The organism is Mycobacterium sp. NGS17, assembly GCF_059813205.1.
Genome location: NZ_JCALED010000016.1, coordinates 1 through 22,637 on the forward strand (window position 1 = coordinate 1; position 22,637 = coordinate 22,637).

General features: G+C 68.6%; 21 protein-coding genes. 5 read left to right on the top strand and 16 right to left on the bottom strand.

Going from position 1 to position 22,637, the window contains the following annotated elements; all coding sequences use genetic code 11:
• Window positions 1–36: 36 nt before the first annotated feature.
• Entirely contained in the window at window positions 37–852 is an 816-nt protein-coding gene (locus AC5Y7E_RS23810) for a crotonase/enoyl-CoA hydratase family protein (RefSeq protein ID WP_499917751.1), read from the bottom strand.
• Window positions 853–1,195: 343 nt separating this feature from the next.
• Here AC5Y7E_RS23810 and AC5Y7E_RS23815 point away from each other — a divergent pair, with 343 nt between their 5' ends.
• Window positions 1,196–1,873, top strand: a complete 678-nt coding sequence (locus tag AC5Y7E_RS23815; RefSeq protein ID WP_499917749.1) for a TetR/AcrR family transcriptional regulator — start codon at window positions 1,196–1,198, stop codon at window positions 1,871–1,873.
• Here AC5Y7E_RS23815 and AC5Y7E_RS23820 read toward each other — a convergent pair.
• The 7 genes from AC5Y7E_RS23820 to AC5Y7E_RS23850 form a co-directional block, all read right to left on the bottom strand.
• Window positions 1,856–2,152, bottom strand: a complete 297-nt coding sequence (locus AC5Y7E_RS23820; protein ID WP_499917748.1) for a hypothetical protein — start codon at window positions 2,150–2,152, stop codon at window positions 1,856–1,858. The two genes, AC5Y7E_RS23815 and AC5Y7E_RS23820, sit on opposite strands and share 18 nt — an antisense overlap.
• A gap of 20 nt (window positions 2,153–2,172) precedes the next feature.
• Window positions 2,173–3,699 (bottom strand): class I adenylate-forming enzyme family protein, encoded by a 1,527-nt coding sequence (locus tag AC5Y7E_RS23825; RefSeq protein ID WP_499917747.1) that lies wholly within the window; start codon window positions 3,697–3,699, stop codon window positions 2,173–2,175.
• Window positions 3,700–3,937: 238 nt separating this feature from the next.
• On the bottom strand, window positions 3,938–4,729 hold the full coding sequence (locus AC5Y7E_RS23830) for a crotonase/enoyl-CoA hydratase family protein (RefSeq protein WP_499917746.1): 792 nt from the start codon (window positions 4,727–4,729) through the stop codon (window positions 3,938–3,940).
• A gap of 141 nt (window positions 4,730–4,870) precedes the next feature.
• Entirely contained in the window at window positions 4,871–6,280 is a 1,410-nt protein-coding gene (locus AC5Y7E_RS23835; RefSeq protein WP_499917745.1) for a WS/DGAT/MGAT family O-acyltransferase, read from the bottom strand.
• A gap of 43 nt (window positions 6,281–6,323) precedes the next feature.
• On the bottom strand, window positions 6,324–7,529 hold the full coding sequence (locus AC5Y7E_RS23840) for an alpha/beta hydrolase fold domain-containing protein (protein WP_499917744.1): 1,206 nt from the start codon (window positions 7,527–7,529) through the stop codon (window positions 6,324–6,326).
• A gap of 168 nt (window positions 7,530–7,697) precedes the next feature.
• Entirely contained in the window at window positions 7,698–8,351 is a 654-nt protein-coding gene (locus tag AC5Y7E_RS23845) for a class I SAM-dependent methyltransferase (protein WP_499917743.1), read from the bottom strand.
• Window positions 8,352–8,664: 313 nt separating this feature from the next.
• A complete protein-coding gene (locus AC5Y7E_RS23850) occupies window positions 8,665–9,393 on the bottom strand; it encodes an alpha/beta fold hydrolase (RefSeq protein ID WP_499918227.1) in 729 nt (242 codons plus the stop codon).
• 179 nt (window positions 9,394–9,572) lie between these two features.
• On the opposite strand from AC5Y7E_RS23850, the gene AC5Y7E_RS23855 reads away from it, so the two are divergent.
• Entirely contained in the window at window positions 9,573–10,472 is a 900-nt protein-coding gene (locus AC5Y7E_RS23855) for an alpha/beta hydrolase (RefSeq protein WP_499950927.1), read from the top strand.
• Window positions 10,473–10,478: 6 nt separating this feature from the next.
• Here AC5Y7E_RS23855 and AC5Y7E_RS23860 read toward each other — a convergent pair whose 3' ends face one another.
• From AC5Y7E_RS23860 to AC5Y7E_RS23870, 3 genes are read right to left on the bottom strand one after another with little or no spacing between them, the layout of a single operon-like run.
• Window positions 10,479–11,792, bottom strand: a complete 1,314-nt coding sequence (locus tag AC5Y7E_RS23860) for an amidohydrolase family protein (RefSeq protein WP_499917741.1) — start codon at window positions 11,790–11,792, stop codon at window positions 10,479–10,481.
• Entirely contained in the window at window positions 11,786–12,967 is a 1,182-nt protein-coding gene (locus AC5Y7E_RS23865; RefSeq protein WP_499917740.1) for a CoA transferase, read from the bottom strand. Before AC5Y7E_RS23865 ends, AC5Y7E_RS23860 begins: the two co-directional genes overlap by 7 nt.
• A 31-nt stretch (window positions 12,968–12,998) precedes the next feature.
• A complete protein-coding gene (locus tag AC5Y7E_RS23870) occupies window positions 12,999–14,009 on the bottom strand; it encodes a MaoC family dehydratase (protein ID WP_499917739.1) in 1,011 nt (336 codons plus the stop codon).
• Between the two features lie 168 nt (window positions 14,010–14,177).
• On the opposite strand from AC5Y7E_RS23870, the gene AC5Y7E_RS23875 reads away from it, so the two are divergent.
• Both AC5Y7E_RS23875 and AC5Y7E_RS23880 read left to right on the top strand, forming a co-directional pair.
• A complete protein-coding gene (locus AC5Y7E_RS23875) occupies window positions 14,178–15,320 on the top strand; it encodes an acyl-CoA dehydrogenase family protein (RefSeq protein ID WP_499917738.1) in 1,143 nt (380 codons plus the stop codon).
• 83 nt (window positions 15,321–15,403) lie between these two features.
• On the top strand, window positions 15,404–15,871 hold the full coding sequence (locus AC5Y7E_RS23880) for a CD225/dispanin family protein (protein WP_499917737.1): 468 nt from the start codon (window positions 15,404–15,406) through the stop codon (window positions 15,869–15,871).
• Here the strand turns inward: AC5Y7E_RS23880 and AC5Y7E_RS23885 are convergent.
• Genes AC5Y7E_RS23885 through AC5Y7E_RS23900 form a run of 4 tightly spaced genes read right to left on the bottom strand, consistent with a single transcriptional unit; the run spans window position 15,856 to window position 20,145 of the window.
• Window positions 15,856–16,815 (bottom strand): enoyl-CoA hydratase/isomerase family protein, encoded by a 960-nt coding sequence (locus AC5Y7E_RS23885; RefSeq protein ID WP_499917736.1) that lies wholly within the window; start codon window positions 16,813–16,815, stop codon window positions 15,856–15,858. The genes AC5Y7E_RS23880 and AC5Y7E_RS23885 overlap by 16 nt on opposite strands.
• A gap of 3 nt (window positions 16,816–16,818) precedes the next feature.
• Window positions 16,819–18,336 (bottom strand): fatty-acid--CoA ligase FadD4, encoded by a 1,518-nt coding sequence (gene fadD4, locus AC5Y7E_RS23890; protein ID WP_499917735.1) that lies wholly within the window; start codon window positions 18,334–18,336, stop codon window positions 16,819–16,821.
• 34 nt (window positions 18,337–18,370) lie between these two features.
• Window positions 18,371–19,432: an S-adenosylmethionine:tRNA ribosyltransferase-isomerase gene (locus AC5Y7E_RS23895; protein ID WP_499917734.1), complete on the bottom strand. Its 1,062-nt coding sequence runs from the start codon at window positions 19,430–19,432 to the stop codon at window positions 18,371–18,373.
• Entirely contained in the window at window positions 19,429–20,145 is a 717-nt protein-coding gene (locus tag AC5Y7E_RS23900; protein WP_499918226.1) for an SDR family NAD(P)-dependent oxidoreductase, read from the bottom strand. Before AC5Y7E_RS23900 ends, AC5Y7E_RS23895 begins: the two co-directional genes overlap by 4 nt.
• Window positions 20,146–20,205: 60 nt before the next feature.
• Between AC5Y7E_RS23900 and soxR the strand changes: the two genes are divergently transcribed.
• The gene (gene soxR / locus AC5Y7E_RS23905) at window positions 20,206–20,673 is read left to right on the top strand and encodes a redox-sensitive transcriptional activator SoxR (protein WP_499917733.1); all 468 of its coding nucleotides are present in this window, start codon (window positions 20,206–20,208) and stop codon (window positions 20,671–20,673) included.
• A gap of 21 nt (window positions 20,674–20,694) precedes the next feature.
• On the opposite strand, the gene AC5Y7E_RS23910 is transcribed toward soxR, so the two are convergent.
• Entirely contained in the window at window positions 20,695–22,521 is a 1,827-nt protein-coding gene (locus AC5Y7E_RS23910) for a phosphoenolpyruvate carboxykinase (GTP) (RefSeq protein ID WP_499917732.1), read from the bottom strand.
• Window positions 22,522–22,637: the final 116 nt, after the last annotated feature.

A 22,637-nucleotide genomic window follows, 5' to 3' on the forward strand; every position in this document is an offset into this window, starting at 1 on the left:
CGTCCCGTACCACGCTCGCGTGACGCTCGAGCCCGGTCAGCGGCCGCAGAACTGGGCGTCGCGGCGTTCGACGAACGACTGCACTCCCTCGGCGGCGTCCTGGCTGGCGAAGAGTTCGATGACGGCCGGGCGTAGCCGTTCGATCGCCGCAGCTTCCCCGCGATCGCGCGCCAGATGGGCCGACTCCAGCGTCGCCCGCACACCCAGCGGCGCGGCGCGATCGGCGATGGTGTGCGCGATGTCGCGAGCCCGGGCCAGGCCCGCCGCGGCGTCGTCGGCCACCTCCTGGACCAGTCCGATGCGGTGCGCCTCGGCGGCGTCGAACTCCTCGCCGGTGAGCAGCCAGCGCATCGCGTTGCCCCACCCGGCGGTTCGGGGCAGGCGGATCGTCGCACCGCCGAACGGATAGATCCCGCGCTGCACCTCCAGCTGTGTGAACCGGGTGCCGGTCGCCGCGATGCGGATGTCTGCGGCCAGCAACAACTCGATGCCCAGCGTCATGCACCAGCCGTGCGCCACGGCGACCAGTGGCGTGGTCCAGGTGCCGTCGAGGCGCCAGGGATCGCGGCCATCGTCCGGAAAGGACAGCTCCCCGCTCGCGATCCCCGGGCCGACGTCGACCAGATCCAGACCTGCGGTGAAGTGGTCGCCCTGCGCGAACAGCACGCCGGCCCGCACCGAGGGATCGGACTCCAGCACGCCGTAGGCGCGGGAAAGGTCGGCGAGCATCGCCCGGTCCAACGCGTTGCGTTTGTGCGGTCGGTTCAGCCCGATGAGTAGGACATGGCCGTCGCGCCGCAGCGCCACGGTGTCCAGTTCCGGCAGGGGCGGGGGCTCGGGGCTGCTGACCATCCGCCCAGTGAAGCGGAAATCTATGAATTATGCAATAAGACATAATCTCGGACTTGTTTAGGTGCACGTAAGCGGCGGCCTCGTCCACCAGGCAGAAGATTTTGCGACTTACGTCACACCGCGCCTGAGAAATAGATTAATTTACAAATGTCTTATATGGTTCATAGCATAATCTAGGGCCCTACACAGGCCGGGAGAACATCATGTGGATCATCGAGCTCAACGTCGCCGGCTACCAATTCACCCGCGAGATGCCGGACTTGCGGCGCCGCACATTTCGCTTAACCCCACGCCAAATGCACTGGCCGGCGTTGCGGCATTCGCACGCTGCATGAGTCGGGCCATGGAAGGTACTCGAACGCCGACTATCGGGAAGGCCGCGCCGGACCAAGCCCCGGCGAAACGTGGGGGCACCCGGACGAAAATGTTGGCCAGCGCCGCCGAGGTGATGCGCGAACGAGGAGCCGCGGGCGTCACCATCGACGCCGTGCTCGCCCGCAGCGGCGCCCCACGCGGTTCGGTTTATTACCACTTTCCCGACGGGCGCAACCAGATCCTGACCGAGGCGCTGCGGTACTCCGGTGACTCGATCACGGCCATCATCGACGAGGCCGCCGGCCGGGGCGCCCGGGTGTTGTTGCAGGAATTCGTCGGGTTCTGGGAGCGGCTGCTGACCGAGGGCGGATTCACCGCCGGCTGCCCGGTCGTGGCGGCGGCGATCGGCTGTTCGGACGACGACGGCCCTAAGCTCTCCACCGAGGCCGGCGCGATCCTGGGCCGTTGGTGCACCGCGCTCACCCGCGCATTCGTCAACGACGGCTTCGAGCAGGCCGATGCCGCGTCGCTGGCCGTGATGTCGATCGCCGCGCTGGAGGGCGCCATCGTGCTCTCCCGCTCAACGCGCAATGCGGGCCCGCTACACCAGGTGGGCGAGCAGCTCGAATTCCTGATCAAGGCAAAGGAATTCGTCGCCCGGAACAAGATTTCCGGAAAGCAGGGCGGCTCAGTCGCTGGCCGGTAACGGCTTGACCTCTTTGAGCTGCAGGGCGGTCTGCCCGATGCTCAGGCTTCCCGCACCCGGCTTGGTCACCAGTACCTCGGCACCGGTTTCGTCGACGTAGCGCTTGCCCATCACCGTGCCGCCGGCGAACGCCGGGTCCAGTTCGCCCGACCGCTCGCCACCGACCGGCACCATCGGCGCACCCCCACACCGCAGATCGTCCAGGCTGTCGGAACTTCTGACGACGATCACCTGGGTGTCACAGACCTGGCTGGCGAGACGAGTTCCGTTCTTGATCATTGATTTCCGTCCTTGATCGCTTACTGCTGGGCCGGCGCGGCGCGCAATCCGGTCAGGGTCTGGATGATTTCCCGCCGCAAGACCTTGCCGGTGGCGGTGGTGGGCAGCTCGTCGCGAAACACTACCTCGTCGGGAGTGCGCGATCCGCGCAAACTCTTGCGGACGAAGTCGCGCAATTCTTCGGGGTCGGGCTCCACGCCCGCGGCGGGCACCACCACCGCGACGATCGCCTGCCCCCACTGCGGGTCCTCGACACCAACCACGGCGACGTCACGCACGTGGGGGTGCTCGACCAGGACCTCTTCCAGCTCGGCGGGCGCGATGTTCTCGCCGCCGCGGATGATGGTGTCGTCGCTGCGCCCGCCGATGAACAGGTAGCCCTCGTCGTCGAGCATGGCGATGTCCTTGGTGGGAAACCAGCCGTTTTCGTCGAGCACCGAACCGATCCCGGTGTAGCGGCCCGACACCTGCTCGCCCCGCACAAACAGCTCGCCCGTCGCACCCGGCGGCAGCACATGGCCGGCCTCGTCGCGGATCTGCAGCTCGATGCCGGCGACCGCTCGGCCCACCGATCCCAGCCGGCGGGCGACATCGGGCGTATCCGCCGCCTGCGCCGCGCGATGGTCGTCGGGCGTCAACACCGCGATCGTCGAGCTGGTCTCGGTCAGGCCGTACGCATTGACGAAGCCCACGTCGGGCAGCAGCTCGAGTGCACGGCGGACCAGCGGCAGCCCGACCTTGGAGCCGCCGTAGGCCAGGTTGCGCAACGACGGCAGCTCGATGGCCGTCCCGTCGCCGTTCTCCAGCACGGTGACGATGCGGTCCAGCATGGTCGGCACCACCGTCGCGGTGGTCACCTTCTCGGCGTTGATCAGCCGAACCCATTCCCGCGCATCGAAATTCGGCAGGTACACCATCTTGCGGCCGGCATAGATATTCGACAGCGCGGCGCTGACCCCGGCGATGTGATACGGCGGCACGCAGATCAGGGCGGCGTCGGTGCCGGCGGCCGACCCGAATTCCACCGTGCCGGTGACGTAACTGGTCAGGTTGTTGTGCGAGAGTTCGACGGCCTTGGGCTGCGACGTGGTGCCCGAGGTGAACAGCACGATCGCGACGGAGTCCGGGTCGGGGAACGCGAGGCCTTCAGTGGCCGGTTCGGCGGTGCGCGCGGCCGCCAGGAAATCGTCGGACACCATCATCCGGTCCGACACGTCGCCGACGGCGTCGCGGTAGCGACTGTCGACGATCACCAACGGGTCGGGCAGCCGCTCGATCAGCGCCTGGATCCCCTCGGCGGAGAGCCGGTAATTGATCGGGGTGAAGGTCACCCCGGCGCGCGCCGCGGCGAAGATCAGCACCGGCAGCATCGCGCCGCCGGTGCCCACGTACGCGACGTGCTTGGCATTCGATGCGGCGATCACCCCCGCGCCGCCGTCGGCAAGATCGCTGAGCTGTTGCGTGCTCAGCCGCAGGTCTCCGGACACCACCGCGGTGCGCTCCGCGCTGTCCGACGCGGCCATCTCGAGCAGCAGCGAAATGCTCATCTCGGTCTTTCTCCGGTATCAACACGTTACAAAGCCGGCCAAAAGTGTCATGCCCGTCTGTAGTTTAGATCACGCAACATTCCGCGGACCCGGCACCGGTCGCCCGCTGCATCACCCGGGCGTGGCGGCGCGGCCAGGCGCTCGATGCGCGTGGCCGTCCCGCTGCTGGAACTCGGCGCAGTTGCGCGCTCACAACTATCGCAAGCCTTGCGGCACAACAGCTTTGAACCGCCTGATATCAGGTGCCAGTCCACTTGGGTGGGCGCTTCTCGGCGAACGCGATGGCACCCTCCTTGGCGTCGTTGGAGGAAAACACCGGAGTCAGCAGCTTGTTCTGCTCGGCGAACATCTCGTCGGGGCTCCAGCCCCGGGACTCCACGATGATCCGCTTGGTGGCCGCCACCGCGAGCGGCCCGTTCGCCGCGATCTTTTCGGCCAGCTCGACCGCGGCGTCCAGCGCGGCGCCCGGCTCGGCCAGCACGTTCACCATGCCCAGCGCATGCGCGCGCTCGGCGCTCAGGTTCTCGCCGGTCAGCGCCAGTTCCATGGCGATCGCGGACGGGATGCGCTGCGGCAGCCGCAGCAGCCCGCCGCCACCGGCGACCAGCCCACGCTTGACTTCCGGAATGCCGAACGCGGCGTCCTTCGATGCCACGATCAGGTCGGTGGCCAACGCCAGCTCGGTACCGCCGGCCAGCGCGTAGCCCTCCACCGCGGCGATCAGCGGCTTGACCGGGGGACGCTCGGTGAAGCCCATACCCCGGCCCTCGACGATGGGAAGCTCGCCGCGGGCGAAGGCCTTGAGGTCCATGCCGGCGCAGAACGAACCGCCCGCGCCGGTCAGGATGCCCACCGAGAGGCCGGTCTCGTTGTCGAGCCGATCCACGGCCGCGGCCAGGCCATTGGCCACCGCGGAGTTGACCGCATTCTTGGCCTTGGGCCGGTTGATCGTGATGATGAGGATTCGATCCCGTTGTTCGACCAGAACTTCGGGTTCTTCGGTGCCGGCCTCTTGATTTCCACTGCTCACGGTGCCGCGGCTCCTTACACGGATCGGTGGCTCTGGGATAGCTCCTGTCGGACCGATGGTAACGGTCGGCGGAAATGGCGTTAACAGCCCAAAGAGATTCGGCTTACCGCCAACGCCGAGTCGGCCAGGAATCCGTGTCGATCACGCCGGAGCCATTGCCGCTTCGATGACCGTTAGGTTCTCGGAAAGCCCTGCGGCCCTGCGTATCTCGATGAAGTCGGCGACCATGGCGTCGGAAACCTCGTGCGGGTCCTCGAGCGTGGAGCCGTCCGAGAGCACCGAGATGTTGAGCTGATCGACGTAACTCCACACGGTGATGTTGAGGCCGCTGCCGGCGGTCAACGGGCCCACCGAATAGATCTCGGTGACCAGTGCCCCGCCCACCCGGCCGCGTTCCCGGGGGCCGGGCACGTTGGAGATGTTCAGGTTGAGGATCTTGTTGTGTCCGTCGCGACCGGAGGCCCAGCGGAAGAAGGCCTGGGTGGGCGCCGGTGGCATGTAGGCCGCCCACCTGCTGACCAGCTCCGGCCCCATCAGCTGGTTGCTTTCCTTTGCGGCGATGGCGTTTTCGTGGCAGCACCGCACCCGCTCCAGCGGATCGTCGGAGTTCGTCGGCAGGCCCACCAGTACGCCGGTGAAGCGATTGCCCGAGATCCGTTCGGGCGAGAAGTCGAAACTCATCGGCACCGACGCGAGCAGCGGTTCGGCCTTGCCGTCGTATCGCAACAGCAGGGTGCGAAGGGCGCCGGTCGCCATGGCCAGCACCATGTCGTTGATCGTCGCCCCGAGCCGCTTGCCGGTCTCCTTGACGTCGGCCAGGGCCAGGGTGGCGGTCGCGAACCGCCGTTCCGGGGTGATCTTGTGGTTCATGAAGGTCGGCGGCGGCTCGAACGGCCGCGTCAGTTCCGGGGAGAGTTTGCGGGAGCTGCGGCGCACCCGGCCCAGGCCCTGGGCGGTGTAGCGGAAGGTGTGGGGCAGCGCTCCGACATGGCGCATGTGGTCGGCGAATGCCGATGCCATCAGCTGCCGCGTGGTGGGCGCCGGGTCGCACACGTACGGACCGCCCTCCGGGCCGGGCTGCAGGTCCATGCCCCGGGCCAACAGGTTCGCGGACGCGACGCCGTCGGCCAGCGCGTGATGGATTTTGCCGACGACCGCGATCCGGTTGTTGGCCAAACCCTCCACGAAGTACATCTCCCACAGCGGACGGCTGCGGTCGAGTTGCGTGCTGGCGATCTGCCCGATGGCCTCGTCCAGTTCGCGCCGGCCCCCTGGCGGCGACACCCGCCAGGGGCGGATGTGATAGTCCAGGTCCAGGTCGCAGTTCTCTCGCCACATCGGGTGGTGTAAGTGCAGCGGCACCTCGACGAGCTGGTAGCAGAACGGATCGAGCTTGTTCAGCCGCCCGGCGATGACTTCGCGAAACGTGTCGACGTTCAGCGAGCGGCGGTCGGCGTCCAGCTCGATCACGGCCGCTTTGATGGTGTGCATGTGGACGTTCGGCGTTTCGCTGTACAGGAGTACGGCGTCCCACCCGCTAAGCCTCTTCACCGCTGCCCCTTGCCCATAGAGGGACCATACTCAGCGGCGACGTTCAGATGACCTCTTTTGCCCCGACGCGTGTCTTGGTGCGGTAGATCTGGTTGAGGAACAACGAGGTGACGTGCGCGGCGGCGGCGGCGCGCTCGCCGTCGACGAGGTCATACCCGTGGCCGGCGCCGGGGAATTCGAGGTAGCCGACCATCGAATGCGATACCGCCCGAAGCCGCTCGACGAAGCTGCGTGCCTGTTCGACGGGTATCACCGAGTCTTTGCTGCCGTGAATGACCAGGAAGGGCGGCGCGTTGCGGTGCACACGCGCGATCGGCGATGCGTCGTGAAAGATGTCGGGGCGCCGCGCGATCGACTTCTTCACCACGATGCGCTCCAGGAACTCGACGAACCGTTCGCGCTCCGGCGTCGAGCGATCCTCCCAGTCGTAGCGGCCGTAGATCCCGACGACCGCGTCCACGGAGGTGTTCGCGCCCTCGGGCAGCTTGGCCTGAAACTGCGGATCGTCGGGCGTGAGCCCGGCCAGCGCGCACAGGTGGCCGCCGGCCGAACATCCCGCTATCGCCACGAAATCGCGGTCACCGCCGAACTTGTCGACGTTGGCTCGTGCCCAGGCGATGGCGGTTTTGACGTCGATGATGTGGCGTGGCCAGCGGTGGTGCGGGGCGGCGCGGTAGTTGACCGCCAGGCACACCCAGCCCTGCTCCGCGAGCCGCGACATGAGCGCCGAACCCTGACCCATGCACTTGCCGTGCACCCAGGCGCCGCCCGGCAGGAAGATCAGGACCGGCGCGGGCTGCGCGGGCAGGTCTTGGCGCCGCCAGACGTCGAGCACCTGATCGGGGTGGTCGCCGTAGTGCACGGCGCGGCGGTAGAGATAGCGGCGCTGGCGCAGGCCCGCCCAGATCGGCGGTGTCTTTGCGGCGACGGGCCAGTCCGTCTCGAGATCGGCTGCCGACACGACCCCGCGTAGCGCGGCGAGGGATACCCGTTGCGTGCTTTCGCGGTCGCGGCGGCGTACGTCGCTGATCCCCGGCGTGAACCAGTCCCTGGTCGCCGCGGAGATCGCCTCCGGAGCGTGCCGGGCTCCCCAGACGCCCATGGCGGTCAGGCCACCCAGGGGTTCGAGATGCTTGCCGACCACGGGCAGCGAAGTCCCCGCCACGCTCAACGCCAGCGCATAGTCGCCGGGGCGGGCCCGCAGCAACCATTTCACGCAATTGGTAATGCCCGGTCCAGTCACCGTCATGGAGGGGACTGTACCCCTCACCGCGATTGACAAACTGACGTTTCCGTCGAACGGGCGACGGCAGCGAAAACGCTTTGCCCAGTGCGCACGTTGCAGGCGGTATTTACGCTGCTTGAACCGCCTTTCGCGGTTTTCAGCCTGCGACGCATGTTGCTGTGTACGACACGCTTACCTGACCGTCAGGTCGGCGATCACCCGGCCACCGACCAGGCTGACGCCGGTCAGCGTGAGCCCCACCTGCGCGGCCAGCGCGGCAGCGCTGTCCACCCCGACGGATGCCCAGCGAAACCAGGGGCCGACCTCGCCCGACGCCTCCAGCCGGACCCATCGCGAACAGATCCCGATGGCCTCGGCGTCGAATTCGGCAATGCAACGGCCACCGCGGGCCAGCAGTTCGAAGGCGCGCCGGAGAATTCGCAGCGGATCCCCACCCAGCCCGACATTGCCATCGACCAGCAAAACCGTCTGCCACAGGCCCATTCCCGGCAGCGGCTCGAACACATCGCCCAACAGGGCCGGCGCACCGCCGCGGCCCGCCAGCTGAATCGCGGTCGCAGACCGGTCGATGCCGAGCGCCGGGATGCCCCGCCGGATCAGCCTCGCCACCAATCGGCCCGGGCCGCAGCCCAACTCGATCGTCGGCCCGGTGCACATCTGCGTGACGGCTTCGTCGAAGATTTCGTCGAAGGCGCCACCAGATCCATCACCGGGACATCGCACACCCAACCATTTGTGCGTCGGCAGTGGCCGCAGTTCGCCGTCGTCATGACGGATCCAACATCGCTCGCCGCCGAGTGCCCGATCGTAGAGTTGCCCAAGCATTTCACGTCCCTCGCGTCCTGGCCGATCGGGCGGCGCACCGGCGCTCGGTCCCCCCGAAGGACGTTGCGGCGACGTACCGGCAAACCCCAACAAGCTGACGGCAAGCACGTGCGCCAGCACTGCTCCGATACCCCGATCGTGGCTCGGTTAATCCCCCTCTCTTTCAAGGCCCTTCCTGCGGCTACGTTGCAGCGCCGGGCGTGGTTCACCCACGGCGGCGATCGGCGGCAGACCGGCGTGGCCACCGCGCAACCGATAGCGCCCGAATCATGGCCGCCGGCAGGGCTTTTCGCCGCTGCGAATCCTGTCCAAATCAGCCGAACAGGAATGCGTCCAGCAGCTCGTTGACCCGCGCGGGATCTTCCAGCGCCGCCAGGTGGGCCACCCCGTCGAGCACGGTGAAGCATGCGCCGCCGATGGAGTCGGCCATCGCCCGCGTCTCGCGCACCGGGAAGGTGGCGTCTTCAGCGCCCGCGACCACCAGCACCCGGGCCGTGACGCGACCCAGCAGGGCGTGCTGGTCGGGTCGGGCGGACACCACGCTGCGCACCGCCCAACGGACCGAATCGGTGTTCACCGACTGCACGGCTGCCCGCACCGTCGCCACCACGTCCGGGCGGGTGCGCAGCGTCGTCGGGCCCAAGAAGGCGCGGACGGCCGAGCGGGTCAGCGGCGGCCGGATGCCGCCCAGCAGCCTCGCCACCCGGAGCATGGCAGCGTACTGCACCTGTTGCACGACAGGCGCTTTCGAGGCCGTGCAATTCATCAGCACCGCGCGGTCGACGCGGTCGGGGTAGAGGGCGGCGAAGGTGCCGCCGATCATCCCGCCCCACGAGTTGCCGACGAAATGCGCCCTGTCGATGTTGAGGCCGTCCAGTAGTTCGACGACGCAGCGCGCGCAGTCGGTGAAGCTGAACATCGCGCGCAGCGGCGCACTGCGCCCGTGGCCGGGCGGATCGATCAGCACCAGGCGGTGTGAGTCGCCGAAGCGTGCGGCCTGGCCGGCCCACAGATCGCCAGTCATCAACAGGCTGGGCCACATCAGGACGGCGGGCCCGGTCCCCGCACTCACCTGCACCCGGATCGCCCCGAGAGCCGTATCGACCAACCGCGAAGCCAGCCGGGGATTGTCGACGGTCACGCTGCCTCCTGAAGTCCTAGTGGGTACGGCGGACCACGCATCGCCGTCCCTTGATTTTCCGCGTCGGTGATACTTGTCCGGTGACGAACAACGATGTTCATCCCGACCTGCAGCGATTTGCCCGCTTCGCTCCGCGGCGGCTCGTCAGTCCGCGCACCCTGCCGCTGATGCGGGTGGGGATGGCGTGGCGGGGGCGCCTCGGCAAGCCCGTCGCCGGCGTCGAGGCGATCACGCTCGGTTCCGGGGCCGGCGTCCGGCTGTTCCGGCCCGCGGGGGCCACCGAGGCCACCCCTGCGCTGTTGTGGATCCATGGTGGCGGATACGTGATCGGCACCGCCCAGCAGGACGACCGGCTCTGCAGCCGATTCAGCAGGCGGTTGGGCATCACCGTCGCCTCGGTCGAATACCGCCTGGCGCCCCAACATCCCTATCCCACCCCGCTGGAAGACTGCTATGCGGCACTCACCTGGCTGGCCGGGCTGCCATCGGTGGACCGCTACCGCATCGCCATCGGCGGCGCCAGCGCCGGCGGTGGGCTCGCGGCGGCCCTGGCCCTGCTGGCCCGCGACCGTGCCGAGGTGAACCCGGCGTTCCAGCTGCTGACCTATCCCATGCTCGACGACCGCAGTTCGGCCACCGCGCCCAATGCGAACTACCGGCTGTGGGACAACCGCAGCAACAGGTTCGGCTGGGCGGCCTACCTGGGCGACGCCGACCCGCAGGTGGCCGTCCCCGGCCGCCGCGACGACCTGGGCGGATTGCCGCCGGCCTGGATCGGGGTGGGTACGCATGACCTGTTCCACGACGAAAACCTGGCCTACGCCGAGCGCCTGCGCGCCGCGGGGGTGCCGTGCCAGGTGGAAACCATTCCGGGCGCCTTCCACGGTTTCGACCTGATTTTGCCGAAAGCCCAAGTGTCCCAGCGGTTTTTCGACAGCCAATGCGACAGTCTTCGGGCGGCGTTGGCCCCCGCCGCTTGATCCGCCTCACATCGCGAAGTACACCAGCTCGCCACCGATGATGGTGGCCGCCACCAGCCCCGCGTCCAGGGCCGCCAGCGCCGTAGCCGGCGGCTCGTTGAGCACGCACAGGTCGCCCGGCTGCCCGATCTCCACGGTGCGTGGCCGGCCGGGCTGATCGGCCCTGCCCAGAAACATCGTCAAAGCCTCTCGCGCAGAGACACATTCGCGCGCCCCCAGCACGGCGCCCCGCGGAGTGGTGCGGTGGACCGCGGCGCGCATCGCCGTCCATGGGTCGCCATGGCCGAACGGCATGTCGGTGGACAGCGCGACCGGCACCCTCGCGTAGCGCAGGGAGGCGACGCGCCACAGCTGATCGTGCTCGGCGACGGGGACTTCGGCGAGGTACTGATCGCCGCGCTCGGCGACGAAGTTGGGCTGCGTCACCACCGTGACCCCGAGGTCGGCCAGGTCGGCCAGGTTGTCGTCGGGCACCACGGCGGCGTGTTCGATGCGGTCCTTCGGATGGCCGCCGGCCGCGCGCAGCGCCGCTAGGGCCACCACCAGCTGTGCCGCGGTCACGCAGTGCACCGCGACCGGTTGTCCACTGTCATGTTGGCGCGCAATCCATTCCGTGAGGGCATCGAGGTCGAGGCGGTCGTCGTGCAGGATCTTCTTGCCCGGCGACAGGAAACTCAGCCGGGGCCGGAACTCGCCGCGCTGGTGCGCCGCCGTCAGCGACTCCATGTCGTCGGCATCGAGATCGGGGGTTGCGTCCGTGACGCCGGTGACACCGGTCGCGGTGATCCGGCGGCTCAATTCGGCCAGATCGGTTTCGCGCCGCTGCAGCGCCAGCGACCAGCCCCGGTCGGCGCTGCGCAGCCGCCCATCGGGATGATCGGCCAGGCCGACGCGGCCCAGCGCCTCGGAATTGAGGATCCACAGCGCCCCGCTGCGGTGCTGAATGCGCACCGGCACGTGCGAAACGATGGCGTCGAGGGTGCCCCGATCGAGTTCTCCGGCAACCGAATCGTGGTATCCCACAGCGCGAATCCAGCCGTCGGGTCCCGGGGTGGCGTTCGCGAGCAATTGCGTGAGCTGCGACGCGTTGCTGACCCCCGGCGGCCCGACGAAGAACGAATCGAGCGCCGAGGCCGCAGAACGCACGTGCACATGGTGGTCGTGTAGCCCGGGCAGGACGGCGCCGCCGCCCGCGTACAGCACACCCTCGCCCGCCCGGGGCACCAGACCCTCCCCCGGCGGCGCCATCTCCTCGATCAGCGCGCCCACCCGGATGTCTGTCGTGGTGCCGTCCAGCAGGGTTGCCCGCTGAATCAGCATGACAGCACGCGCCTTTGGCTCACCAAATGGCGCACCGCCGCGTTGTCGGCGCCCGGCCCGGATGCCGGACCCGACGCCGGCGGGGCCGACGGTGCAGACACCGGCGCCGACGACGCCGACGCCTCGACCGGCAGGGCCGCGTAGGTCGCGGCGACCCCGGCCATGGACACGCCGATCAACTCGCCGCCACCGCGGGCCAGGGATTTGGCCACCGCGAGCGTCGCCTCGAGCCCGGTCAACGGGTCGGCGATGGCGTCGCCGCAGAACACCGGCCCGCCGGCGCTGGTGCCGACCAGTCCGCCGGCCACCGCGGTGTCGTCCCCGAATCCCGGCCGGCGGCCGTCATATCCGGTGATCTGCAACCAGATTCGACCCGCGCGTGGGGCGATGTCATCGGGCCCGAGGCCCCGGCGCGCCAGCGCCGCGCGGCGCGAGCCCTCGATGACGACGTCGCTGGCCGCGAGCAGGTCACGCAGTTCGTCGGCCTGGCTGTCGAAATCGGCTTCGTAACAAAGCTTTTGGCCGTTGATCCAATCGAAGAAGGCCGGATGGCCGGCCCGGGTACCGTCTCGGCGGCGCGGGCTTTCGACCTTGACGACGGTCGCTCCGGCGCGGGCCAGCAGCCGCCCGCACAGCGGCCCCGCCCACATCGAGGACAGGTCGGCCACCAGCAGGCCCGGTAACACGCGCGGCGCCGACCGCGGTCCTGTCACGCGTATCCGCGGCGGCGCGGGCGCGGCCTCGCCCAGGCCCGCCACCGGAAGGTCGAGCAGCGCCGCCCGCTCGACGATTTCGGCCACCGGACGGGCCGCCACCCAGCGCCCCAACACCGGCCACGGGTCGGCGTCGACGTCGTCGACCTGCAGCAGGGCCGGGACGGCGGCGAGGTCGTCGGGCCGCGAGAGGGTGAGCGCGCAGCAGCCGTCCCGGGCGGCGAACAGGCGGGTGCCGCCGCCCGGCGACACCCGACCGCGACGAGTCAGCCCCAGCAGTGCGGCCCGCCCGGTCAGCAGGCTCACCGCGTCGACGTCGATACCCAGTCCGCCGCCGATGGCCGTCGCGACCTGGTGCGCGCGGGCCAGCACGCTGGCGCGGGAGAAGTCGGCGGGACCGTCGGGCAGGCCGGTCAAGTAGGCCAGCCCGCTGCTGCCCCAGTTGGTTGCGGCCGAGCTCACGACCCCATTGTGCGCGTGGCGCACGGCGGCCTCAGAACTGCAGCGCGTGAAACCGCCAGTCCAGCACCGGACGGTCCGGTTCTGCGTCGCCGACGGCGTACACCAGCGACCGCAGCCCCAACACGCCGCCGTGATCGGCCGGCTCCGTGGATTCGATGTGCAGCTCGCTGTACAGGGTGTCGCCCTCGTGCACGGGTCCGGTGTGGTCGCAGGACTGCCAGTTCAGCACCGTGACCAGATTGGGCAGCAGCCTGCTCGCCTGCGCCAAAGCCAGCCCGATGGTATGCCCGCCGTACACGAGCCGGCGCCCACCGACTCGCGAATCGTGATGCGTGGCAGCGATATTCAGGGTGAGCCGGGCCAGTTCGGGTGCGCTGCTGACCACGTCGGCGGTGCTGTGCAACACCGAGCCCGCCAAGCCGGCATCGAAGTGCGGCCCGGGCACCTTGTCGCGGAACACCTTTCCGTCCCACTGCGCGGTCGGATCGTGGGCCGGGCCGGGCACGTCGGCGCCGATGGCCGACAGATCGTCGTCGGGCCCGTCCTCCGGCCGCCAATCCGGGCTGGCGGGCAGCATGCCGCAGCGGTAGAAGTCGAGCACCAGCTGATCGGCCTGGTCTATCGTGATCATCCGCAGCGCCGCAAGGCCCGTCGGCGCCCGGCCCGGCTTGGGCGAATTCGCGCGCAGCCCAACCACTTCGGTGCGGGTGTAGAGGGAATCGCCGATCACCGGGAACCGGTGGAACACCAGGTTGCGATAAAACAGGTTGGCCTTGACCCGCTGGGTCACCAACGTCGACTGCCCGATCGCCACGTCGCACACCAGCCCCGGGTGGGCCAGCGGCGCCGGTAGGCCCGTCACCGCGCCGCACAGGTCAGCGTCCAGCGCCAGGCGCAACCGGTCGCCCACGATGGCCTGATGGGCGCCGGCCAGCCCCGACGACAACGTCATCGACGGCGCCCAGTCGAACACCTGCCCAACCGACAGGTCGTCGAAGTAGGGTCCCCCCTCGCGAATCCCCGCATACCCGTCACTCGTCACAACGCCCCATGCTGGCAGGCTGTGGAATCGAGGGTCAACTTCGTGGCGATCGCGAGTGCGGCGAAGCCGGGCGAAGCGGGTCGCCACCATCTGGGCTCGTGGCGATCGCGAGTGCGGCGAAGCCGGGCGAAGCGGGTCGCCACCATCAGGGCTGGAAGGTGATCGCAGGTGAACGACGAAGAAGAGATGCTGGTCGCCACGGTGCGGGCGTTCATCGACCGCGACGTCAAACCGAGCATTCGCGAGGTCGAGCACGCCAACACCTACCCCGAGGCGTGGATCGACCAGATGAAGCGGATCGGCATCTACGGCCTGGCCGTTCCGGAGGAATACGGCGGGTCGCCGGTGTCCATGCCGTGCTACGTGCGGGTCACCGAGGAACTGGCGCGCGGCTGGATGAGCCTGGCCGGTGCGATGGGCGGGCACACCGTTGTCGCCAAACTGCTGACGCTGTTCGGCACCGAGGATCAGAAGCGGACTTACCTGCCGCGGATGGCCAGCGGAGAGGTGCGCGCCACCATGGCGCTGACCGAGCCCGGCGGCGGCTCGGATCTGCAGAACATGACGACCACCGCGCTGCCCGATGCCGACGGGCTGGTGATCAACGGATCCAAGACCTGGATCAGCAACGCGCGCCGTTCCGGACTGATCGCGCTGCTGTGTAAGACCGATCCGGATGCCACACCGCGCCACAAGGGCATCTCGATCGTGCTCGTCGAGCACGGCCCGGGCCTGACGGTGTCGCGGGATCTGCCGAAGCTGGGCTACAAGGGCGTCGAGTCGTGCGAGCTGTCGTTCGACAACTTCCGGACACCCCGCACGGCGCTGCTGGGAGGCGTTGCGGGCGAAGGCTTTTCGCAGATGATGAAGGGACTCGAGACGGGACGTATCCAGGTGGCCTCTCGTGCCCTGGGGGTGGCCACCGCGGCGCTCGAGGACGCGCTGGCTTATGCCCAGCAGCGGGAGAGCTTCGGCCAGCCGATCTGGCAGCACCAGTCGATCGGTAATTACCTGGCCGACATGGCCACCAAACTCACCGCGGCCCGCCAGCTCACCCGGTATGCCGCCGAGCGGTACGACAGTGGCGAACGCTGCGACATGGAAGCCGGCATGGCGAAATTGTTTGCCTCCGAGGTCGCCATGGAGATCGCGCTGAACGCGGTGCGAATACACGGCGGATACGGCTATTCCACCGAATACGACGTCGAACGCTACTTCCGGGACGCACCGTTGATGATCGTCGGCGAAGGCACGAACGAGATCCAGCGAAATGTGATTGCCCGGCAACTGGTGACGCGCGGCGGCGTCTGATCCGGCTCACCAATCTCGCGGCCCGAGAACATAGTTTGGGAGTATATTTACCTGACTCTGAACCAAAGGGAAAGGCAGCCGCCATGAGTTATCCTCCCGTGCCGCCCGGAGGTTCGCCGGAATGGCCAGCGCAGCAACCGGAATGGCAAGGCCAACAACCGGAGTGGCAAGGCCAGCGGCCCGCCGGGTGGCAAGCTCAGTACCCACCGGGATGGCAGGGCCAGCCGCCACCGGCGGGATGGCCGGCGCAGCAGCCGGGAATGCAGGAGCCCGAGAACTATCTGGTCTGGGCGATCCTGTGCACGGTGCTGTGCTGCCTGCCTTTCGGGATCGTGTCGATCGTCTACTCCAACAAGGTGTCCGGGCTGTGGGCCCAGGGCCGGTACGCCGAGGCCTATGAGGCGTCCAACAACGCCAAGAAGTGGGCCATCATCGGTGCGGTCGTGGGCGCCGCCGCCGCGGTGATCGGCGTCGTGCTGTGGTTCGCCATGTTCGCGGCGATCGTCTCTTCCATCCCGTCCACGACCACCACCACCTATTCGGGCTTCTGACCCCAGGCCTCGTCCACCAGCCCCCAGGCCAACGCGGTTTCCGCATCGACGGTGCGACCGGACAATACGAGATACGCTGTGCGCCAACGGCCGATCCGCCGTGTGACGCTGACGGTGCCACCGGCTCCGGGGAGCAGGCCCAACGCCAGCTCGGGTAGCCCGAACATCGCGTCATTGCGGGCGGTGACCCACCCGCAAAACGCCGCCATCTCCAGTCCGCTGCCCATAACCCGCCCGTGCACTTCGGCCCGGCATGCGCGGCCGAGCCTGGTGGCCAGCGCGTCGAGCGCCAGGGCGGGGCTGTGGCGGGTACGCGCCAGGTGCGCACTCGCCGGGTCGGCGAACGTGCCGAACTCGGCCAGGTCCCCACCGCTGCAGAACGACGGACCGTTGCCGCTCAACACGATGCCGGTGACCGACGGGTCCAGCTGAGCCACCGTCAGGGCCTCCAGCAGCGCCGCGCGCGCATCGGTGGAGAACGCGTTGTGCCGCTGCGGCCGGTTGAACGCGATACGCACAACGTCGCCGTCGCGGGTCGCCCGCACCGGGTCGGGGATCTCGGGCATCCGGACCGGGCCCCGCTCGCGTAACCACCGCGCGAACTCCGGGCCGGCCTGCAGGGTCGAGTACGCCAACGACTCCGTCGTCACCCCAGCCAGCGTCGAGCCCCGCGGATCCACCGCGCGCAGCACGTCATCACAGACCCCGCTGGCGTGCGGCCAGCGTTGACAGCGTGCCGTCAGCTCCGCCACGGTCGCCGGCACCGACGCGACGGTGACCACGCGCCGGTCGGCGCAGCGATCCTCGGTCAGCGTGAAAGTCGCTGCGTCGAGCCAGAATTCAGCGTCGGCGATGTCGGTGGCCGAGCCGACGGCGACGATCACCCCGGGCGGCGACGCCGGGCCGTCGTGCGGCGCCTTCGACAGGTCGACCACCCGGAGCATCGGTCACACCGAGTACTTCTCGATCAGCCCGTTCTTGTAGAGCTTGCCCGTGTCGGTGCGCGGCAGCTGTGCTTCGAAGGCGATCGATCGCGGGCACTTGTAGTGCGCCAACCGGTCTCGCAGCCACGCCGTCAACTCCTCGGCGAATCCGTCGGTGGCATCGGCGGCGTCGACGGTCTGCACGGCCGCCACCACGCGCTGGCCCATTTCGTCGTCGGGCACCCCGAACACCGCGGCGTCCAACACCTTCGGGTGGGTGACCAGAAGGTTCTCGGCTTCCTGCGGGTAGATGTTCACTCCGCCGGAGATGATCATGTGGTGCCGCCGGTCGGTCAGGTACAGGTAACCCTCGTCGTCGAGGTAGCCGATGTCCCCGACCGTGGCCCAGCCGTGCTTGTCGCGCGATGAGGCGGTTTTCGCCTCGTCATTGAGGTATTCGAAGGAATAGCCGCCTTCGAAGTAGATCTCGCCGGCCTGCCCGGGTGGCAACTCGTCGCCGTGTTCGTCGAGGATGTGTACGGCGCCGCCCATGGGTTTGCCGACGGAACCCGGGTGCGCCAGCCAGTCCTCGGCCGTGATCAGCGTCGAGCCGTGCGCTTCCGAGGACGCGTAGTACTCGTCGATGATCGGCCCCCACCAGTCGATCATCTGCTTCTTGATCTCCACCGGACACGGGGCCGCCGCGTGCATCACCCGCTGCAGGCTGGACAGGTCGTACGAATGACGCACCCGGTCAGGCAGTTTCAGCATGCGGGTGAACATCGCCGGGACGAACTGGCCATGCGTGACTCGGTGGCGCGCGATGGCGTCCAAGCATCCTTCGGCGTCGAACTTCTCCATCACCACCGTGGTGATGCCGCCGGCCTGCGCGCTCATCGACCACACCGAGGGCGCCGTGTGGTACAGCGGCGCGGGGCTGAGATAGATCGAGTCGGGCGTCATCCAGAAGCCGACGAGTGCGGACATCATGCCGGGCGCGTCGGCCGGTGGCACGTGCGGCAATTCGCGTTTGATGCCCTTGGGCCGGCCGGTGGTGCCCGACGAGTACTGCAGCAGGTCGCCCTCGACTTCGTCATCGATCGGTGTATCGGGCTGCCCGGCAACGCATTCCGGGTAGCGCTCCCAGCCCGGCAGGTCGCCGTCAGCAATCAGCAGCAGCTCGGGTAGCCCGCCCGGCAAATGCTCGCCGAGGCCGGCGAGGGTGTCACGCAGCGCCGCCGAGCCGATGATGGCCTTGGCGCTGCTGTTGTCGATGATGTAGGCGGCCTCTGCCGCGGTCAGGTGCGTGTTGATCGGCACGTAGTACAACCCGCTGCGACGAGCCGCCCACATCACCGCGTGGATGTGCTCGTTGTTCTCCATCAGGATTGCGACGGTGTCGCCTTCGCGCAGGCCCGCGGCGCGGAACCGGTGCGCCAGTCGATTGGCGCGCGCCTCGAGGTCGTCGAAGGTGACGACCGTTCCGGACGGGTACAGGATGACAGCAGGTTTGTCGGCGCCGATGTAGGGGCGGATCTGCATGCGCAAACTGTACCGCCGCGAAACTTGACAGGTGTTAAGTGGGCTCCGGTGCGGGCAGTAGCAGCGCGCTGTCGCCGAATTCATGCCACAGGTAGCCGTGCTCCACTGCCTCCCGATACGCCAGCCCGACCAGCTCGGGGCCGGCGACCGCCTCCAGCAACAGCAGGTGCGAGGCGCCGGCGTCGTGCCAGCCGGTGATCAGGCCGTCGACCACCCGGCACGGCCGGCCAGGGCCGAGCACGAGGTCCGTCCAGCCGTCCACCTGCCGCACCGCGCCGTCCGCGGTGGCCGCGGACTCCAGAGCGCGCGTCACCGTCGTTCCCACCGCGATCACCCGCCCGCCGGTCGTGCGCGTGACGTTCACCAGTCGCGCGGTCGCGGCCGGTACGGCGAAGGGCTCGGGAGTCGGTGGCTCGCCGGCGTCGGCCGACGACACCCCCGCGTGCAGCGTGATCGGTGCGATCGCGATGCCCGCGGAAACCAGGGCGGTGACCAATTCGGTGCTGAAAGGACGGGCCGCGCTGGGCATTTCGGCACTGCCCGGGTGCCGGGCGAACACGGTCTGGTAGTAGCGCAGCGGCCACGGCCGTGGCACGTACGCGTACCGAATGGGCCGGCCGTGGCGGGCCAGATACGACGCGACGTCTCCCTCTACGACGACTCGCGCGGACCACAACCGCGCGCCGCTGATCCCGGGTTGCGGGTAGGAGGCCTCGACGACCAACGCGCCGCCGCCCGGCATGTCGATGCGTTCGCCCGGCCGGACGTCTGGGAGGTGTCCGGCCGCTTCTCCCGCAGGCCGCAGTTCGACCACCCAGACCCTCTCGGCGCGCCGGGTAGAGAAGTGCACTGCGATGGGCCGCCCGTCGCGGCGGCCGTCCACGGCGGCCGGCATGGTGGCGGAGTTATTCACCACCAGCAGATCGCCCGGGCGCAGGTGATCGACGAGGTCGGCGAAGCGGGCATGGCTGACGCCGTCGGGGCGAGCGATCAGTAGCTTGACGCCGTCGCGGGCGACGCCGTGCGCTTCGGGCGGCTCGATGGCATCGGAGTTCGGGGGGCGGTGGAAGCGGGTGTGCGGGGCCGTCAGGGTCATCGCGCCGCTCCGGATGGCGCCAGGTCCGCGGCGCGATAGCGGCCCGCGGGGGGCCGGGTGTCAAGCAATCGCAGTAGCGCCGGCACTTTCGCCTCCGGCTCGGCACGGTCGGAGATGTCCTCGCCCGGGAAGGCGGCCTGGTGCATCTCGGTGCGCATGTCACCCGGGTCGAAGGCGTACGCGGGCACCGTGGGCTTCTCGGCGGCGAGGACGGCCGAGAGCTGGTCGAGTGCGGCCTTCGACGAGCCGTATCCGCCCCAGCCCGGGTACGGTTCGACGGCGGCGTCGGAGGTCAGATTGACGATCGCGCCGCCGTTTTCGGCGAGCGCCGGCAGTGTCGCCTGGATGAGGGCCAGCGGCGCGAACAGGTTCGTCTGGTACACCGTCCACAATTCGCTCGCGGGGTAATCGGCGAGGACCGGTTGCGGGCTGGGCCCCAGCCGACTGGCGTTGTTCACCAACAGGCCAAGCGGCCCGGCGGCTAGCGCGGCCGCCACCACGTCGGCACGGTGCGACGCGTCGGTGACGTCACCGGCCAGCGTGATGAAGTTCGGTGAATTCAGTTCTCGGGCAGTTGATTCCAGTTCGTAGGCGCGTCGGGCATCGCCGACGACCGTCCAACCGCGGTCGAGCAGGGCGGCGGAGACCGCACGTCCGAAGCCGCGCGAGGTGCCGGTGACAATAGCGACGGGTCGCTGTTCGGATTGAGTAATCCCCCCATACTGATAGTTGAAGTAAACTTTAAGTCAAGTCACGAATTCGAGAAGGCCACAATGGATAAGCGAGACTTGTTCACCGTCGGTGAGATAGCGAAGCGCAGCGGCTTCGCGGCATCGGCGATCCGGTTCTATGAGAGTCAGGGGCTGATCACGGCGACCCGGACCGCCGGCGGTCAGCGCCGCTTCGATCGTCAGATGCTGCGACGCCTGGCCTTCATCAAGGCCGCCCGCAACGTCGGCCTGAGCCTGGATGAGGTCGCCGACGCACTCGCCACACTTCCGGACGGGCGCACCCCGACCCGAGCTGATTGGGGCCGGCTGTCCAAAATTTGGCGCGCGCGCCTCGACGATCAGATCGCCGGGTTGATCGCGCTGCGCGACAACCTGGATTCGTGCATCGGCTGCGGCTGCCTGTCACTGAAGCGCTGCGCGATCTCCAATCCGGGCGACCTGGCGGCCAGCTCCGGGGCGGGAGCGGTCTACCTGCCCAGATCGCTACGGCGGCAGGCGATTAGCGGCTGAGGCCTACGTCACCGCGCGGCTTTAACGCGCTTCGGACAGCCGCTGCTTGAGCGCCTCGAACTCGTCGCGCACACCGGTGGGCAGCTTGTCGCCGACGAACTCGAACCACTCCTCGATCAGCGGCAGTTCCTCGCGCCACTCCGCCGGGTTGACGGCGAGCGCCTTGGCCACGTCATCGCCGTCGACGTCCAGGCCGTCCAGGTCCAAATCGTCGGCCGTCGGCACGATGCCGATCGGGGTGTCCTGGCCGCCGGCCTGGTGCTCGATGCGGTCCACGATCCACTTGAGCACCCGGCTGTTCTCGCCGAAGCCCGGCCACAGGAAGCCACCGTCTTCGTCGCGGCGGAACCAGTTGACGAAGAACACCTTCGGCATCTTCGACTCGTCGGAGTTCTTGCCCAGGTCGATCCAGTGCTGGAAGTAGTCACCGACGTGGTAGCCCAGGAACGGCAGCATGGCCATCGGGTCGCGGCGCACGGTGCCGACCTTGCCCTCGGCGGCGGCGGTCTGCTCGCTGCCCATGGTGGCTCCCATGAACACGCCGTGCTGCCAGTCGCGGGCCTGCGTCACCAGCGGCACCGTCGTCTTGCGGCGCGCGCCGAACAGGATGCCGGAGATCGGTACGCCCTGCGGGTCGTCCCACTCCGGCGCCAGGATCGGGCACTGCGACATCGGGGTGCAGTAGCGCGAGTTGGGGTGGGCGGCCTTCTCGCCGGAATCGGGCGTCCAGTCGCGGCCCTTCCAGTCGGTCAGGTGCTCCGGCTCGCCCTCGAGGCCCTCCCACCACACGTCGTTGTCGTCGGTGAGCGCCACGTTGGTGAAGACGGTGTTGCCCCCCTCGATGGTGCGCATCGCGTTGGGGTTGGACTTCCAGTTGGTCCCCGGCGCGACGCCGAAGAAACCGAACTCGGGGTTGACCGCGTACAGGCGGCCGTCCTTGCCGAACCGCATCCAGGCGATGTCGTCGCCGAGGGTCTCGGCGCGCCAGCCCGGGATGGTCGGCTGCAGCATGGCGAGGTTCGTCTTGCCGCACGCTGACGGGAACGCCGCGGCGAAGTAGTAGGCCTTGTTCTCCGGGGAGATGAGCTTGAGGATCAGCATGTGCTCGGCGAGCCAGCCCTCGTCGTGGGCCATCGCCGAGGCGATGCGCAGCGAGTAGCACTTCTTGCCCAGCAGCGCGTTCCCGCCGTAGCCCGAGCCGTAGCTCATGATCTCGCGGGTCTCCGGGAAGTGGGTGATGTACTTGGTGTCGTTGCAGGGCCACGGCACGTCCTGTTGGCCCGGCTCCAGCGGAGCGCCCACCGAGTGCATCGCCTTGACGAAGAATCCGTCGTCGCCGATCTTCTCCAGGGCGGCCTTGCCCATCCGGGTCATCACCTTCATCGAGATGACGACGTACTCGGAGTCGGTGATCTCCACACCCAGCTTGGGGTCGTCGGCGCCCAGCGGGCCCATGCAGAACGGCACCACCCACATGGTGCGGCCGCGCATGCAGCCGCGGTAGAGATCGGTCATGGTGGCCCGCATCTCGGAGGGGTCCATCCAGTTGTTCGTCGGCCCGGCGTCGATCTGGCGCTCGGAACAGATGAAGGTCCGCGACTCCACCCGCGCCACGTCGGACGGGTCGGACAGCGCCAGGTAGGAGTTGGGGTGCTTCTTCTCGTTCAGCTTCGTCAGGGTGCCGGCCTCGACCAGGTGCGTGGCCAGCCGGTTGAACTCCTCGTCGGAGCCGTCAGCGAAAACGACCCGGTCGGGCTGGGTGAGCTCGGCGACCTCCTGCACCCATGACAACAGGCCCGGGTGGTTCGTGGGTGCTGTGTCCAAACCGGGAATGGTCGCTGAGGTCATCGAACTCTCCTGGATTCTTCTGCGTATCGGGCTGGTGTTGCTCGCTATGCTCTCGCCCACACAATTAAGGAATTGGTGGCGTTAACAACAGGTTATCGTGAGGATCTTGTCGGGTG